Source organism: Clostridium formicaceticum (assembly GCF_001854185.1).
Classification (GTDB): domain Bacteria; phylum Bacillota; class Clostridia; order Peptostreptococcales; family Natronincolaceae; genus Andreesenella; species Andreesenella formicacetica.
The window spans coordinates 1,974,739-1,992,293 of the sequence record NZ_CP017603.1; the positions used below are offsets into that span (position 1 = coordinate 1,974,739).

The 17,555-nt window shown below is 33.7% G+C and carries 16 protein-coding genes and 1 pseudogene; 15 read left to right on the forward strand and 2 right to left on the reverse strand.

The window, feature by feature from the left end; translation table 11 throughout:
* Positions 1–8 precede the first annotated feature (8 nt).
* The 10 genes from BJL90_RS08965 to BJL90_RS09005 all read left to right on the forward strand — a co-directional run bounded on the left by BJL90_RS08965 (position 9) and on the right by BJL90_RS09005 (position 10,913).
* The gene (locus BJL90_RS08965; RefSeq protein WP_070966804.1) at positions 9–4,238 is read left to right on the forward strand and encodes an RHS repeat-associated core domain-containing protein; all 4,230 of its coding nucleotides are present in this window, start codon (positions 9–11) and stop codon (positions 4,236–4,238) included.
* Positions 4,239–4,250: 12 nt separating this feature from the next.
* Positions 4,251–4,592, forward strand: a complete 342-nt coding sequence (locus tag BJL90_RS08970; RefSeq protein ID WP_070966807.1) for a hypothetical protein — start codon at positions 4,251–4,253, stop codon at positions 4,590–4,592.
* Between the two features lie 1,258 nt (positions 4,593–5,850).
* Positions 5,851–6,300 carry a hypothetical protein gene (locus BJL90_RS22320; RefSeq protein ID WP_070966809.1) on the forward strand — a complete coding sequence of 150 codons (450 nt, stop codon included), beginning with the start codon at positions 5,851–5,853 and terminating at the stop codon, positions 6,298–6,300.
* Positions 6,301–6,469: 169 nt separating this feature from the next.
* Positions 6,470–7,081 (forward strand): recombinase family protein, encoded by a 612-nt coding sequence (locus BJL90_RS08980; protein WP_070966812.1) that lies wholly within the window; start codon positions 6,470–6,472, stop codon positions 7,079–7,081.
* A 70-nt stretch (positions 7,082–7,151) separates the two neighbouring features.
* On the forward strand, positions 7,152–7,328 hold the full coding sequence (locus tag BJL90_RS21435; protein ID WP_081561916.1) for a SymE family type I addiction module toxin: 177 nt from the start codon (positions 7,152–7,154) through the stop codon (positions 7,326–7,328).
* A 210-nt stretch (positions 7,329–7,538) separates the two neighbouring features.
* Positions 7,539–8,771: an IS110 family RNA-guided transposase gene (locus tag BJL90_RS08985; protein WP_070966815.1), complete on the forward strand. Its 1,233-nt coding sequence runs from the start codon at positions 7,539–7,541 to the stop codon at positions 8,769–8,771.
* 381 nt (positions 8,772–9,152) lie between these two features.
* Positions 9,153–9,518 carry a hypothetical protein gene (locus BJL90_RS08990; protein ID WP_070966818.1) on the forward strand — a complete coding sequence of 122 codons (366 nt, stop codon included), beginning with the start codon at positions 9,153–9,155 and terminating at the stop codon, positions 9,516–9,518.
* A gap of 73 nt (positions 9,519–9,591) precedes the next feature.
* Positions 9,592–9,918 carry a hypothetical protein gene (locus BJL90_RS08995; RefSeq protein WP_070966821.1) on the forward strand — a complete coding sequence of 109 codons (327 nt, stop codon included), beginning with the start codon at positions 9,592–9,594 and terminating at the stop codon, positions 9,916–9,918.
* Between the two features lie 22 nt (positions 9,919–9,940).
* Complete coding sequence (locus BJL90_RS09000) at positions 9,941–10,375, forward strand: hypothetical protein (protein WP_070966823.1); 435 nt, start codon at positions 9,941–9,943, stop codon at positions 10,373–10,375.
* 109 nt (positions 10,376–10,484) lie between these two features.
* Positions 10,485–10,913, forward strand: a complete 429-nt coding sequence (locus BJL90_RS09005) for a transposase (protein WP_236905052.1) — start codon at positions 10,485–10,487, stop codon at positions 10,911–10,913.
* Positions 10,914–11,414: 501 nt separating this feature from the next.
* Here the strand turns inward: BJL90_RS09005 and BJL90_RS09010 are convergent.
* Positions 11,415–12,617 carry an IS701 family transposase gene (locus BJL90_RS09010; protein ID WP_070966826.1) on the reverse strand — a complete coding sequence of 401 codons (1,203 nt, stop codon included), beginning with the start codon at positions 12,615–12,617 and terminating at the stop codon, positions 11,415–11,417.
* 394 nt (positions 12,618–13,011) lie between these two features.
* Between BJL90_RS09010 and BJL90_RS09015 the strand changes: the two genes are divergently transcribed.
* From BJL90_RS09015 to BJL90_RS09035, 5 genes are all read left to right on the forward strand, one after another.
* A complete protein-coding gene (locus BJL90_RS09015) occupies positions 13,012–13,884 on the forward strand; it encodes a transposase (protein ID WP_070966829.1) in 873 nt (290 codons plus the stop codon).
* A gap of 38 nt (positions 13,885–13,922) precedes the next feature.
* Positions 13,923–14,147, forward strand: coding sequence for a hypothetical protein (locus tag BJL90_RS09020; protein WP_070966831.1), 225 nt, complete (start codon positions 13,923–13,925; stop codon positions 14,145–14,147).
* A 650-nt stretch (positions 14,148–14,797) separates the two neighbouring features.
* Positions 14,798–15,769, forward strand: coding sequence for a hypothetical protein (locus BJL90_RS09025; protein ID WP_070966834.1), 972 nt, complete (start codon positions 14,798–14,800; stop codon positions 15,767–15,769).
* 18 nt (positions 15,770–15,787) lie between these two features.
* Positions 15,788–16,246 (forward strand): hypothetical protein, encoded by a 459-nt coding sequence (locus BJL90_RS09030; protein WP_070966837.1) that lies wholly within the window; start codon positions 15,788–15,790, stop codon positions 16,244–16,246.
* Between the two features lie 198 nt (positions 16,247–16,444).
* On the forward strand, positions 16,445–16,984 hold the full coding sequence (locus tag BJL90_RS09035; protein ID WP_070966840.1) for a hypothetical protein: 540 nt from the start codon (positions 16,445–16,447) through the stop codon (positions 16,982–16,984).
* Positions 16,985–17,058: 74 nt separating this feature from the next.
* On the opposite strand, the pseudogene BJL90_RS09040 reads toward BJL90_RS09035, so the two are convergent.
* A pseudogene (locus BJL90_RS09040) lies at positions 17,059–17,529 on the reverse strand (IS91 family transposase); the annotation flags it as partial.
* Positions 17,530–17,555: the final 26 nt, after the last annotated feature.

A 17,555-nucleotide genomic window follows, 5' to 3' on the forward strand; every position in this document is an offset into this window, starting at 1 on the left:
TTCAAAGGATGGGCTATAGACCTGAGCATCCAATCTATTATCAACTACTCAATAAATATGAGGGCTATAGAAATTATGTTTCTTCAGATACATACATAGAAAAACAGTTCAATCTTGGGGTTGGATGGTCACTTAATCTCCCCTCCATAGAACAATACATAACCACAAGGTACCTCCCCCACACAGATGAATATGGAGATATTATTATACATGAAGAATTAATGGACGTTATGCTTTTACACCTAGGAAATGGCAGGGTTTACCGAGCATTTGACTATAGTGAATATAACTTAGGTTATGATTACTACATCCCACGATATCTCTTAAAGGGCTTAGAACTAAGGAAAAACCCTGGAACCTTTTCAAATGGACAATCAAGCTCGACCCATGCGCTAATTTACAAAGATGGAAAAAAAGTGTATTTTAATTCAAGCGGCAAAGCCATTGGAGAAGAAGATAGATATGGAAATAGAATCTATTATTATTATACCAATAACCTTTTAACAAAGATTAAAGATACACTAGATAGAGAAATCAATATTACCTACTATCAAAATGGAGGTGAAAAAAAAGTAACCTTCAAAGGACCAGATAATTTAAATATAGAACTAACTTTTGAATACTTACCTCAGTATACCTTAAACGACGAAAATGAATTTGTCCTAAAGAAAATTAAAGATCAAATGAACAGAGAAACTATATTTGACTATACAATTGCTTCAGGTAAATTCAACTTTTCAACAGATCCTGATTTTCTTTGGTCAGAAAAAACCAATTACTTTGCAAACCTAACCAAGGTGACTTATCCTACAGGAGCCACCAGCAGCTATATTTATGAAAAGAATAGCAACGGCAAAATTGGTTCTGCAAGAACAAAGCTAGAATACTATCGAATTAAAACAAGGGAAGACAAACAAAATGGTCTTACCTACAACCAGGAAACCTATACTTATGAAGGAGATTATACACAGTATGAGGATTACCATACCACAGTGAAAAATACAGAAAACAAAGAAACAAGATACACCTTCAATAGTGAAAATTTAAATACACATCGGACTATAAGAAAAAATAATATCTTGCTAGAAGATGAAAGTTACAGTTACTTCAAAAATACTCTACTAAGCAGCCAAATCACAAAGCTTTACGATGCCGACGGCACATCCCTAACAAAACAGAAAACCTGGCAGTATAATGATCATGGAGACCTGCTGCGGCACACCAACGAAAGAGGACAAATAACCAATTATCAATATGAGAACAAATTCCATCAGCTAACGTCACAAGAGATCCAAATCGACAGTACTAGATGGAGAAAAACAGAATATAATATTAATTCCTCAAACGGAAATGTTAATTGGACTAAGCAGCATAATATAGATAATGGGGTTGATAAGTCAATTACCACCTACTTTACTTATGATCAGTATGGAAACCCTATTACTAAAAAAATCCAAAAACCCGATGGAACTTTTATTGAAGAAAGCTATGAATACAGCTCTATATACCGATCCGGCTATCTAACAAAAAAGACATCTAAATACAAGGACTATCAAGGAAATCAACAAACTGCTGTAGAAAATATGACTTATGACTTTAATACAGGAAGATTGTTGACACTGACAGACGGAAACTTAAACACAACAGCTTTTCAATATGACAATATTGGAAGGGTTACTCAGGTTAGTAATCCCGACAACAGTAAGATCCTAATAGCCTTTGATGACATTCAAAACATAGTTACAGCCACCTTGGAAAATAATCATCAAGTTCGAAATCTTTATGATGGATTAGGCAGACTTATAAAGAAACAGGAGACGAAAAACGGACAGTGGCTGACACTTGAAGAAAATCACTATGATACATTAAGTCGTATAGATTGGACAAAAGATGCCAAAGGGAATATGACAAAATTTGAATACGATCTTTTCAACCGAGTAACAAAAATCATCAATCCTGATATAAGCAAGAAACAGATACAGTACAAAGATAAAGAAAACAAGAGGATAGAGATCAATGAAGAAGGTGCCCAGCATTTATTTCAATACGACAATGTAGGCAATCTGATTATGGAAGAAGTAAAGCCCAATAGCAATACCATATATAGAAACCATTATGAATATGATTTAACAGGTAACCTGAAAAGTCGAAAGGACCCGAAGGGAAATGTAACCAGATTTACTTATGATACCTTAGGTAGGCTTATAAAAGTAACCAACCCTAAGAATGAAGAAGTAAGCTATCAATATGATAACCTTAATAATTTAATTAAGATCTTAGTCCTAGAATATGACAATACAGGACAATTAAATAGACAAATTATCACGCAAAAAGAGTATGATGATCTGGGAAGACTAATAAAAACAATAGATCCTTTAGGAAAGACGGAATATTATACCTATGATAAAGTTGGAAATCTTCTGCAAAAAATAGACAAAATGGGGCAAAAACTTGTCAACACCTATGATAAAAGAAACAGACCTCTAACACAAACATGTTATAAGAAAGATAGTAGTGTAGAAAGTCAAAAAACTTTTAATTACAGCCAACTTTATACACAGAACAAATTAACTGCTACTGACGCAAGAGGAACCACTGTATATGAATATTACCCCAACAGCGCTTTGAAGAAAGAAACACAACCAGACAATAAATATGTTACCTATGAATACGACAATAATGGAAATAGAAGCAAGCTCATTGATCCATATGGACTAACCATTACCTATACCTATGATTCCAGAAATCGATTGGATCTATTAACAATCAATGGCAGCAAGACTTTTGACTATGACTATTACCAAGATGGAATGATTAAGTCTTTAAAATATCCCAATGCCATAGGAAATAGCACCTTTACATACGATGATACAAACAGGTTAACATCCCTATCCAATGCAGCCGGAAGTGGGACAAATCATTACAGCTACCAATATGATGGCAATAGCAATATCCAGTCTGTTACAGCCAATGGTCAAACAAAACTTTATCAATACGATACATTAAATCGGCTGGAAATGGCAGGAACTGACCAAGTAACCCACTATGCATATGATGCCCGAGGGAATAGAACCCAACTAAGCGGTTATGTACCAGAATTTTATTATAATGATCTACAGGGAAATAACAAGCATGATTTTCAATACAATGTACTCAACCAACTGACTCAAATAAAGATTGACGGCACAACTATTTTAGGCACCTATAAATATAATCTGGATGGGCTAAGGGCAGAAAAAACAACATCTCAGGGAACAACCAAATATTATTATGATAATATGGGAAGAACCCTATCCGAAGCAAATAGCAGCAGCAGTGTAACAGCACAGGTTGTCTGGGGCCACAAACCACTTGCCAGAATAATCAATAACCAGTACTATTATTATATCTACAACGGTCATGGGGATGTAGTGCAGGTTATAAATCAAAATGGAGTAGTAGTAAATTCCTATGAATATGACGAGTGGGGTAATATCATCCAAAAACAGGAACAAATCAATAACCCTATAAGATATGCCGGAGAATACTACGATGATGAAAGTGGACTTTATTATCTAAGAGCAAGATACTACGACCCATTTATAGGCAGATTTATTACAAAGGATAGTTATGAGGGACAGCTGACGAATCCCATGAGTATGAATCAGTATGTTTATTGCTTGAATAATCCACTGATATTCATAGATAAAAGCGGGAATGAACCTATATCAATTATATTAGAATATGCACCAGAAGCCTTGGATTCATTACAAAATTTAGTATCTACCTATGGACCTGAACTAGCACAGGGATTACAAGAAGCAGGGAACTGGATTGTTCAGCATGGACCTCAAGTTGTTGAAGGAGTAAAGAATACTGCTAAAAATGTTACAGAAAAGCTTAAAGACTTAGTAGGTAGTGATGGAGGAGGAAGCTCTAATCTAGATCCTAATAAGTTTGATAAGGGGGGGAGTAATTCTAGATTACCAGATAACAGGAGCATAGATAGCAAAGTAACGAAAGAATTGAAAAGAATGGGGCTTGATAAAAAATTTCAAAATGCTATGGACAAAGGCTTAGCTCCAAGAAGAGAAGGAACTTCAGGTATAATTGAATTAACTAAAAATGAAATGATTACTAAAAACGGAATTGAGTATACTTATAAGATCAAAGTACCAACAGCAGGTGGTCATACTAGGGTTTATGGGTACATAAATGATGCTGGTGAGCTAATATTTGATCTATTAATGAAAAAGTAGGTGAGCATGAGTATGATGAGTATGAAAGATATACAAGATGCTTTTAATACAAACTATGGTTTTGATAACTTAAAAGAAAAATCTCGAGAGTATATTAAAAACATAGTGGCTGATAGTGAGAACAATTTTTTAGCAGAAGTTTTCGAAGATTCCTCAAAAAGACATGAGTTAAATAACTTTGTTATTGAATACAGTAAAACATATTTAATAATAAATAAATGCTTAGGAGAAAACCCATCATTTAGGATAGTATTTGATTTTATTAATCCTGATAGTGGTTATTCAGAGTATGCTTATGAGATAGAATACAATATATTAGGCGAATTTTTAGATGAGTTTTTTCTAAAAGTATAGCTATTAATTCTATACGTAATTGTAGAGAATGGACTTTTGATTTAGAAAAAAACATTGTACTTACGTCCAGTAAGGTCGCTAAAGCCTGCTAAAATTCTATTGCATAAAAATTTAACAAACAATTACCGCTATCGAAGTAACTTCTAAGAACCATAAAATATTATAACCTTTTAACGTGTTTAAAGCGCCGTATAACAAGCTTTTTACAGGTTAGTGGGGTAATAATATACTAAGGTAAGCTCTGCACAATATATGAAAAAATAATAAGCCCCATCAAGTCAACTCTATTTCTATGTTTGTATGTATATATAGCTATATAGTATATTTTAAAACTAAGAAGATTTGATTTTGATGGGGCGGTTTTTTACCTTCCTCAAGCATGGTTGAAGTCCTGTGTTCCAGTTACTTTGCAATCACTTCTTTAATTAATGGGAACAGTAAAAGTGTATATACTATATATTTTGCCACCCTTGGTATGGAATATTTTTCATACAGGGGTGGCTTTTTTTTGCGAATTCATTAATGATGCATCCAATAAGTCCTCTAGTATCCGATTTTATGTTAACTGGTTTTAAAAGCGAGGAAAAGTTTAGTATTCTAGTAGGAATAGTCTGATATAATTCTTTAAACTATGACTAAAAAATTTTAGGATAGTTAGCACATAAATACAGCTAAAAAATTCCTGTTTGCAAGCTGTTATATCTTTTTATCTTTAACTTTTTATTACTTCCTAATGCTTTATGCTTTAATCGTTTTAAAAAAATAAATGGTAAAAACTTCTTTAAATATTTTTATTGTTTACTATAGTTTTTGAACCACTTTTTTGTATATAAACCAGAAGGCAATCAATTAGTTCAAATTTGTGGAAAGGAAGTGATGAAATGTATAGCACAGGTTAAATAATTTTAGAAAGATTTTTGTAGCGGAGGTGTCTTGCTTTATAGTGATGAAAAGCTTTAGCAGTTTTTAGTTTTGATGAAAGATGGCCATCTTCATTTTTCTTAATTTTTTTCTTAATTTTTTTCTTAAGTATTTATTATTTGTGTACTAAAGTAAGCATTACCCTATAGCTAAGGATAGCACTAGCTATACATGAAAATAGCATTCCTATATGCAGAACTAAACAGTACGCACATGTAATTTTTTACATGTGACTAGTGTTTACTTGACCAGTATGCATATGTAGTTTTTTACATGTGACCAGTAACTATTAAAACAGTAGGTACATTTGTAAATTATATTAAGGGAGGATTCAAAAATGTCAGAGTGTAAAGAAAATAAAACAAGTTCAAGAAATTGGCAAAAAGCAATGAGACAGATTACGGAGTTAGGGGGGGCAGTGTTCAGCAACAAAGCACTAAGGAAATACTTCAGAGATAACTGCTGCAAAAGTCATACTAACAAAACCTATAGTGATATGGCAGATGTTTATGGACAAATTGTATCTTCAGGCTGCTACTATGAAAGCATCAATAAACTACAAAATGACGGCTCTTTTTATATTAGTTCAAAATGTATTGCTGAGGAAATTAGTCTGCCAGTAAGAAGGGTTAGAGACATCGTAACAATGCTATGTGAACATGAGTTGATAGAGAAAAAGAAAATAACAGGTGAGGCAAATAGGTACAAAGTAAATCCAGAGAAGTTCGAAGAACTTGTAAAGGACGTAAAATTCAAATGTAGAGGCAATGAGATACAAGATGAATAGGAGCAGGTGCACATAATTGTTTACCTTTATAAACGGCTGAAAATGCTATTGTTTTCGGGTATATAAAACCCTCAAATCAACTTTTCAAACGTTGGCATTTTCAGGTCGACCTTTGTAAGCGGTCAATCATATAATATACTTAAAGATCAGGTATAGGTAGGTGAATGATATGCAAACAAAGGCTTTTGGCTATGTCAGGGTAAGCAGTAAAGACCAGAACGTAGATAGACAGGTTAATGAAATGCTGGCTATAAGTATTAATGAACGAGACATATTTATAGACAAACAATCAGGCAAGGATTTTGAAAGACCTATGTATCAAGCCCTTAAAAGCTATTTAAGACAAGGAGACAAGCTCTATATCAAAGCTTTAGACCGCTTCGGCAGAAATAAAGAGCAGATATTAGAGGAATGGAGAAATATCACAAAAGAAATAGGTGCTGACATTATCGTAATGGATATGCCCCTACTAGACACTACCAAATATAAAAATGTCTCCGGCTTAGAAAATCTTATTACAGACATTGTATTACAGCTATTAAGCTACTTTGCAGAAGAAGAAAGGTCACGTATAAAAACAAGACAAGCAGAGGGAATATTGATAGCAAAAAGAAAAGGAGTAAAATTCGGTCGCCCTGCAATAGAATACCCACCAGAATGGGACTATTACTACAGCATATGGAAACAGGGAAAAGCAACAGCAGTAGAAACATTTAGAAAGCTTAATTTGAAAAAAGCCACCTTCTATAAGCTGGTAAAAAAGTACGAAGGTAGGGAGTAATAACAGAAAATATGGCAAAGAAAGATAGTATTTTTTAGAACTTAGATTACCCCACAAGGAGGAAAAATCCATGAAAGTAAGATTATTAACCGTATTTAGTGTAACCGCCAATGATAGTGAAGTACCCCAAATCAGATTACAAGGAAAATGGTTAGAAAAACTGGGGTTTCGGTACGGTAAAAAAATTATTGTAGAAGAAAAAGCAGGTCAGCTATTAATAAAGCTTGTTGCCATAGAAGGAGAGTAAAAAAATACTGATATTGCTAATGTTTAGCACACTATAACCTTTAGAATATTTTAAAATTATTAAATATATATGGACTAATAACCTACATACCATGAGAAGAATGAATTAGCTGTCGCCCCCTTGCAGAGTTTTCTAATAGAGAACTTATTGCTTGAAACTGAGGATGCTGTATTCTTACATTGGTTGTAGAAAGATAGGAGTGAAGTTTTTATGCATAAGAAACAAAATTATATTTATATAGGTGTAGATACACATAAACACAGCCATACAGCAGTTATTATTAATTGCTGGGAAGATATTTTAGAGGAAATAACCTTTGAAGCAAGACCTTCTATTTATCCTGATGTACTAAAAAAAGTAAAAAAGCATTGTAAAGGCTTGACTCCTGTTTTTGGCTTAGAAGATGTTAAAGGCTATGGTCGATCCTTAGCTGTCTACCTATTAGAAAACAAACAAATAGTAAAAGAAGTTAATTCCGCTTTATCTTATGCAGAAAGAAAGAGTGCCCCCACAACACAGAAAAATGATAACTATGATGCATTTTGCGTTGCCAGTGTACTATTAAGAAGATTAGATAGATTACCAGATGCAAACCCCCAAGACATTTATTGGACAATAGGACAGCTTGTAAACAGACGTTCAGCCTTAGTAAAAGCAATGACAAGTCTAGCCAATCAGTTACATGAACAATTAAGCTGTCATTACCCCAGCTACAAGAAATTATTTGCAGTAGTAGATGGAAAAACAGCATTAGAGTTCTGGGAGCAGTACCCAGCTCCATATTTATTAGATAATATTACACCAGAAGATTTAGCAGAATTTCTTAGAAAACATAGTCATAATGCCTGCTCCACCAATAAAGCACAAAAGATACTAGATACAGTAAAAGCAGACGGAGATACAAAGAGAGGTTATCAAGATTCTAGAAATGTAATTGTCAGAAGCATAGTAAGAGATATTAAGTTTAAAAAACAGGAAATACAGGCTATAGAAAAGGAACTAAAGGAAATATTAAAGGTGCTGGACTACAAGCTAGAGAGTATGCCAGGAATAAATACTGTAACAGCCTCCTCATTAATTGCACAAATAGGAGATATTCATAGATTCACCAGTCCCGACAAACTCGCCAGATATGCAGGCATAGCCCCTGTTAAATTTAGTTCAGCAGGAAAAGGTAAGGAACAAAGTAGCAAGCAAGGAGATAGGACATTATTTGGCTTGTTCTACGTTTTAGCATGGCAACATATACAAACAGCAAAAGGAAGTGGAAAACCTAGAAATCCTGTATCCTATGCATATTATCAAAAGAAGCTGAAAGAAGGAAAAACAAAGGTACAGGCATTGGTATGTTTAATGAGAGTATTAGTAGTTGTGATATATGGCATGATGAAGAACAAAACAGAATATAACCCTCCTGCACTTCCAGAAAATATTGCAGTATGATAAAATGGTGTTAATTGTTAACGGTTACCACCACTATTTTTATCCTTATTAGGTTTACACCTAAAGGGGGGGGAGTAATACATTTAAGAATCAAGAATTACTTGATTCGCATTTTGGAAAGCATGGTGCAGAAATACAAAAAGCGTTAGGTGAGAGTTCATACACAACTAGTAATTATTTAAATGATGCAAACTTTATCATTAAAAACGGTACTTATGTACCAGAGCTAAATGGCTATGTAAGATTTATAGATGGACAAAAATATGGATTTGTGGGATTAGACCGTGCTACTGGAGACATTACAACATTCCATATAAAAACAGTTTCAGAATTAATCAAAAAAGCTCCAAGTTTAGGTCTTGGTAAATAGGGAGGTAAGCAATGTTTATTAAATCTGTGAACTGGATTGACGAAGAATCACAAGAGGCAGAAGTAGTAGTATCTGACAATTCTTTTGAATTGCTGTGTTTTTCTCACCCTTTTAGAAATAAACTAGGTGAAGAATTAATTGAACCCATTTATTGCTTTGATGTTTCTAATGTTGTGTTAGCATTTGAACAAATTCCATATGCGAAGAAGAACAAAAATTCTTATGGATACTCAATAAGAGGTTTATTTATAAATAAAGACGATAAAATAGTGCTTATTGGTAACATTAAATTATGTTTAGAAGATGGAAAAATACCAAGTGACATATCTGAAGGGGAATACATTGAGTTTGATGTATCTAGATTAGATGTGTATTGATTTATATTTTTAAGAGTTAGAAAAGTCCGGTTTAATCGGGCTTTTCTGTTGGTGTGCCCAGCATGGCGATAACTTGGCGGTGAGAGTCAATACTCAGAAGCAGACTAGTGGAAATACTGAGGGGGGGAGTAAACCAGCACCAGAAGGAGATACGGTCACATCGAATAAAGGTAATACTTATGATAATAAGCCTTCTGATAATCATTCTACAACAACAGGTAATCCGATGAAGGGTGAGCCGAATTCTTCTGTTGACATATTGGATAAAAATGGAAATGTGGTAAGGCGACGCTGGTTTGGCCCAGATGGAAATCAGATTAGGGATTTAGATTATACTAATCATGGTAATTCTAAAACGCACCCTGAATGGCCACATGAACATGGTCCTAGAATACCTTAGTTTGAGAGGAGTAGCGAGGAAAATGAGCTGGAAAGTAATTGAGTCAAAATCCGACGTTGATTATTTAAATGACATATTTGGTAATTTTCATGACAGTTATTTGAAAGAAATGTGTTTTTCTTCGGGTAGTTATATCCGAGAAGATTTATCTATGTATGAGTGTAATAGTCCAGTAGCAAGATTTTTATTTCAACGACAATGGGAAAACCCTGCGGTTATTGAAATAGAATTTAGAGACGTTATTCAGATAAACATTAAACCAGAAGAAAAAGATCAATTCACAGATATAGTTACTGCTCATCTCTATTTTGATAATAATGTCTTTTTCTGGAGCACAAGAGACTATGAAATTCATGAAGATGGAAAAGATAATCACACATGGATTGCTGCAAAATTTGTACAATGGAGAGTTCGTGATGAGTTTTTAGGAAGTGGTATGGTTTATATGAAAGATTAAACTTTACAAAGGGAAGCAAAGAAGCAAGGGAAAGTAAGCAAGGGGACGGTTCTTTTGTTTCCAATTAATTTATTTGTGTGGTAAAATGTAAACAAAAAGAATGATGGTGATGAATATGCCAAGAGAAGCAAGAGAAAAAAGTGAGACTAGGATATATCATATCATAATAAGAGGTGCTAACAGGCAAGAGATCTTCCATGATGATGAAGATAGAATAAGATTTCTTGAGACATTTGAAAAATATAAGAACAACACCAAAATGAAGGTGCATGGGTGGTGCTTGATGGGCAACCATGCACATCTACTTTTAGAAGAAGGTAGTGAAGAATTATCAGTAACTATGAAGAGAATTGGAGTAAGTTATGTATGGTATTATAATTGGAAATATAAAACCACAGGACATTTATTTCAAGATAGATTTAAAAGTGAGAAAGTAGAGAAAGATGATTATTTATTAACAGTGATAAGATATATACATCAAAATCCTTTTCCTGCATTAAGTTCTTTTAGCTTCCTTAATAATCTAAGGAACATTTAATTTGACTTTTTTGGCCTAATTTAAACTGAAATAAAGTGCCGTATAACAATTAATGTAAGCGCGAGAACTTTCGATTAATAATAATTATGACTGGAGAAAACAAAAAAGTGTTATTCTTTACTGTAGTAAAGATATTTAAATGTATTCCTTTGGGGTATAAAATCCTTCGACTCCGCTTTGATGTATTCAGGGCGACAAATTATGAATTAAATTAACGCTAATGTATAAAGAAAACCAATAGATAAGCTATTGGTTTTCTTTATACATTAAAGGGATAAAAGGGCTACATTCTCGAAGCACCCCCTACAATTTAGGGAGAATAAAAACTCCCCTTGAACTAAGTTTCGTTTTTATGATATCTTTAGAATTTTCTTTTTCAACTACCAGTTATGCCATTTTAACAACCACTTATGCCAAAAGGGTTGTTTGGGTAATAATGTTATGTCTATAATAGTGCATTTTTGCTTCAAAAATTTTACAGTTAAATAAGCAAATAAATTCCTAGGCTATTTTTAGCTCCTCAAAAATTTTTTCAATAGGTTTACCTTGGGTTGCAGCAGAGTAAATCCAAATAACCTGAGATTTTTTCAAATCCTTTTGAGCTAGCTTTAGACCAGTATTAAAGTGAAAGATTTCTTTAGAGTAAAGTTTACAGTAAGTATACGCTAAGAGCATTACTACAAGATACCTATTAATACTTCTTTGGCTTCTAACTTGATAGCTATCTAGTCCTAAGTAATTTTTACAGTCTCTAAAAAACGGCTCAATGACCCATCTATCCGTATATTGAGTTAAAATATCCAAAGGCTTTAAAGATATGTCTAGGGATATAAATGCTTTCAAAGCACCTTCTTTATGAAGGGACTTTTCTGGATAACTTAATGTTATGGACACCTTTTTCATATCATTTAAGTTGCCAATATAGTTGTAAATATAGTATTTTTCACCTTTAACTGTGACGAGGTCAAAGGAATCTTTATCTAAGCCAGCAGCAAACTTATGTAGTTTAGCCCCTAATCTCTCATGACCTTTTGGGTAGATGACTCTGTTGGTTTTAAGTGCTCCAATGTAACTATATCCGACTTTAAGGGATGCTGTAAAAATAGCTTTACAGCTATACCAGCTATCACATAGCACATAGCCTTTGTTAATGGGTTTTGGTAAAGAGGAAATGAAGTCTATAGCAATATCTATTTTGCTCATTTTCTCCTTATCGTAAATTTTTATAGCATAGGGTAAGACTAAACCATCACAGGAAAGCAAAGCTACCACTAATTGATGTCCATATACAGTTTTTCTTTTTAAATGAGAATTATGAAAAGAGCATTTTTCAATAATATTTTTAGCCTTTGACGAGGGCTTAGTTTTTTCAGAAACTGTATCATCAATAATCATGTATACGGGTTTATTTGTTTCCTTTGACTTGCTCCAAATAAGCTCTATAACTGCCAATTTTAAAGAGTTCATTAATAGTTCCTCTTTCCATTTACTCTGAGAAAAAAACCTTGAAATACTAGTTCTATGCTTTGGAGAAGTAAGCATAGCTATATCAGATGTTTTCCCGTTGTATCCTTTTAAAACCATAGCATTCATGGTGTTTTCTAGGTGTTTGAGTTGAGGCTTAGTCAGGTATAAATCAAATTTTAATTTTTTAAAAAAATTGTATATGGATAGCTCATTTGATATAATTGAGTTCTGAAACATTTATGCATATCTCCTTGTTATGTTTTGTGTGAGAACTTAATTATAACAGGATTTTGCATAAATGTTTTTTCATTTTATTCAACTGTAAAATTTTTGAAGCTTTTTTGCACTATCATAGGTTATGTTATAATTTAGGTAAATTATGGAAAATGTTTTTAAAAACTAAGATTTTATAAAAAAGTTCTTAAATAACGCAAAGGAGGAGTTTTTATGAACAAGACTTCTCGAGATTCTCCTAAAAATGGTGACTAAAAAATATTTATAACAGCCCTTGGAAAGTTTAAAAAAGAAGCGAAGGGACGGCAGGTTGCGCTAAAAGTCCAATAATTGGATAAGGCAATTTTGATATTGTATGCATAAAATCGCCTATAATAGTAGTAAGGATGGTGATATTATGAGATATATAGAAGGTATTCATAGGAAAAGCAAAATTGCCTTTCCAGAATATATAGATGACTACATTACAGAAGATAACCCCGTAAGGATCATAGATGCTTTCGTTGAAACATTAGATATAGGTGAAATAGGATTTAAAAATGCAGTGCCCAAAAAGAAAGGGAGACCTGGATATAATCCCAAAGACCTGCTGAAACTGTATCTTTATGGCTATATGAACAAAATTACTTCATCAAGAAAATTAGAAAAACAGGCCCAAACGAATATAGAGTTAATGTGGCTCTTAAGAAGATTAACACCCGATGACAGGTCCATATGCGAGTTTAGAAAAAACAATAAAAATGCTATAAATCAAGTATTTAAACACTTCGTATCTTTATTAAATGAATGGGATCTTTTCGGTAAGGAAGTAGTAGCTGTAGACGGTTCTAAGTTTAGGGCCTGTAACTCCAAGAAAAATAATTTTAATACTAAAACCTTAAATCGTAAGATCAAGTACCTAGAAGAAAAAATACAAAAATATATGGAAGAAATGGAAGAAAATGATAGAAATGAATTGAAGACCCATAAACCAACTAAGGAAGAAATTCAAGCAAGGATTAAAGAATTGAAAGAACGAAAAAAGAAGTATGAAGAATATAAAGAAGAAATAGAAAAAAGCGATATAAAAGAAATATCAACAACAGATCCTGAATCAAGATTAATGGCAGTAAACAACAATGGTATTGATGTATGTTACAATGTTCAAACTGTGGTGGATAGCAAGCATAAGTTAGTAGTAGACTGTGATGTCATAAATAATCCAACAGATCATGGTATGTTAAGTAAAATGGCTGGCAATGCAAAAGAAATATTTGATGTAGAAGACTGAAGGCTCTGGCTGATAAAAGTTATTACAACGCAACGGACTTGAAAAAATGCGAAGAAAAAGATATCATAGCTTATGTTTCAAAACAAGTCTTTCCAAACTCCACAGGAGAAGTCGACTTTTATCTAGACAAATTTCAATATGATAAAGAAGAGAATGTTTATATTTGTCCTAAAGGAGAAAAACTTTATTCTAGAAGCCAAAAGCCTATTGATGAAAATACAAAAGCAATAGTATACCGAAACTTTAAGGTATGCAATCAGTAAGAGTGGAGATTTCTTTTGTTTTTTTAGCCTATAATATGAAACGAGCAATAAATATATTAGGAGTAAAGGAAATAATCAAGAGGCTAACAAGCAAAAAAGTATTTGTTAGTCTCCGGTTTTACAAATATACTATATTCCTTGAAAATATTAGTTAATTTAGTATGAAAAGCATAAAAAGCGCTATGGAATAATGATCCATTTTTGCGAGGTCTGGTGGCTCTGTGTGTCGCCGGCTGTAAATGATTTTAAATTTTTGTATCTATTTGTCCTCATTCTATCCTTTTAAGACATAAGTGAGATGAAACGATCTTTCTTGACACTTACTATAGCAGATTGAGAATGAGAGAGGGTGATTCCAATGGGCTAGGAAAAATAAAGCAATCATATGATTGCTAATTTCAATACAGCAACGAACAAACTTGAATTACGAAAGATGGAATGAGCATGATTGTAATGTAAGAACTGCAAAAGACAGCATAGGCAGTTAAAGCTTACAAAGGAAAGTGTTTTAGGCGAAACTGGTTTTAACTACTGCATTTCTGCCAGTAAAGCCATGAATCGATTCTTTTTGTTGAATGGTGGATGAGTAATCAGTACCATGAAGTAATCACGATTTTTTAACAATAAAATACTAAAGGAGCTGAAATTACATGAAAAGAAACAATCGTGTTTTGAACGTATTCTTAGCCCTGGTAATGGTGGTATCCCTCACTTCCGGCATGACAATGACCGCATTTGCTGAAGAGGATCAGGCTAGTTCAAACGTAAACACAGAAACCGTAACTCCAAGCACAGATACGCTTTTTAAAGTTGATAAGATTGTTGGTACAAGTGCATCATCAATCGATTCTTTGTTCGACGAAAATCAAATGGCAAGCCGAGAGGTTGGCCCCAGATTATCAAGTGTGACATTAGCATATAAGGATGGAAAACTTGTACTCCGGGGTATCTTAACATATGATAGTGAAGTTATTGACTTAGTGTCGTCTGGCGACCTTTATAAAAACGAAAAAACTGATAATGCGGCAACATATGGAAATTTGATTTTGGGTGACATGAGCGATTTCGACAACATTCACTTTGTCCAATTAAGAATCGACAAAGACAAATCATGCATCCGTATCATCCTGCAAACGAAAGATACTAAAGAGTTAATGCAATTCGAAGCGCCGATTGACAACAGTATATTTGATGCACTATACCACTCGCAAAAAAACAAGTTGAGAGGCACGGCTCTTGAGGAAAAGATAATTGAATTGTATAGTGTAGCCGGTAACTTAATTGACAAGGACTCTTCGACTGGCGAAGATGAGTCGATTTCGCCGGCTGTTTCAACAAGTGGTATTCAGCCTGTAGCGGCATCATACAATGGGTGGACTAAGCTTATTGCTGACCTAAATAAAAATGGTAGTGCCACTCTTGGCAATTATAGCAACATTGATACATCCATGTTTAAAGGTAACGGCTGGAAACACGACAATACATGGGGAAACACACCTTATTCTTTTGTATCGTATAGTAAACCTAACGGTACCGGCGAATACTTAACTCAATTTGCATTGGTAGACATCGTAACACAAAGTTATGCTGGAACTGGTGATAAGTGGAATGCAAGCATGTAAGCCTTATATAACGATGGAATGATCGTCTCATATGACTCGTATTCAGATACACTATCTGTATTGTATTATGGTTTTGGGATCGAATTTAAAAACTATGCTGTTGGTATTAATGGACTGACAGATAAGGCTATTTTTATTGACAGATCTGTCAATAGAGCCTACAAAGCCAGCGGAAGTATAGTTCGTGCGGCAATCTCGGTTTTTGGTCCAGCCGATACGATATATAGTGTTTTCGAGAATTTGTTTCCATACACAGATCAAAGTATAAACAATAAAGTATACTTTGATAGCACATATAATGCACAGTATGAAAGGTATGACGGCAAAATTATCCGAGGCGTTGTGGCAACTACTGAGAATAATTATCTCAGTAGTTCTGGACATTTTATTAATGTTGCTGGTACTATTCGTTACAGCACGAGCACAGGTACAAGCTGGTTTTTTGGATATCAATATGATTGCTACCATAACCTATAAATAGTACATACTAACTGACTTTTTTCTATGCAGTCGGCATCTGAAAACGCCGACTGCGTAGAAGAATATGCAAAATGAACGAGTTCAAGAAAACGGCTTAGAATAGCTATTTTTTTTGAAGTCCAGCGGCGGTTACCGTGAAATAAACCGCAAAGCACGCGGTTTGTTCAGCAGGCTATAAGATGGGTGGGGATTGTTATGAAAAAACGATTACCGTTTATTGCACTTGCAATCATATGCTTTACATCAATATCTATAAATGTTTTATCGGCTGTAAATTGTAATAATGCAAAAAAGTCATTTTTATTCGACACTTACAGTCATTTGGCGAATATTTCAAAGATTTTAGATAATATTGCATATTCTATATCAAATGATGATGTAATGATAAGTTATGACTTATCTACTTTGGAGAGAGTGTGTATTCAACTCGATAACTCAATTCGTGGATTAATTGCGCTTTCTCCATATAATCTAACATCTTATAAATTCGAGGACTTTAATGAAATGATCTCAAGTGCTATAACGGCAAATTATAATTATCCTGAAAAAGTAATAAATGATATTACTCAGCATAAAGAGACAATACAAGAACTGATTGGAAAATTATCTCCCAAAGGAGAACTTGGTGACAATGGATATGGTGATCTCTCATTAACTCCTAATTATTCGTTGAGTATTAAGCAGATTATCAATTCAATCAATGACACATTAGCAAATATGGCCCAAGCTAATTAGGGCTTAATTCAGGGCATGACTCCCCTTCCCCACTTAAGAGACTTTTTCATAATTAGTATTCAGTTGAAAAATGGTTATGGTAATGCCTCTGGTAATAAAGTACTCACTCCCAGCAGTTTGCCTTTTTTGCATAGGGGACATAGGGTTACATCCTTACCTACAAGAATGCAAAGGATATCAATCGTTTTAAGTCCTTCGAATTTGGGTTTGTATAAAGGACTATGAGCAAGCTTTCTACACAATGTAAGCTTTGTTTTTTTATTGCGGCTAACTAATATACCAAAGTATCTAATTTTAACAAATCCCTTTGGAAGGATATGCATTAGAAACCGACGGATGAATTCTACTCCTATTAAAGTTACTGTCTTTGTCTGATTGTTATTTTTGTAGTCTTTAATGACTATAGTAATAGTGTCTTGATCCATGCAAATAATCCTGTTGTTGGATATAGCTATACGATGGGTGTAGCGGCCTAAGTATTGAACCACAGCTAAAGGACTGGAAAAAGTGGGTTTTGTATAGGAGTACCAATCTTGAGAATAGCACTGGTTAAGTAACCATCAGTTCATAA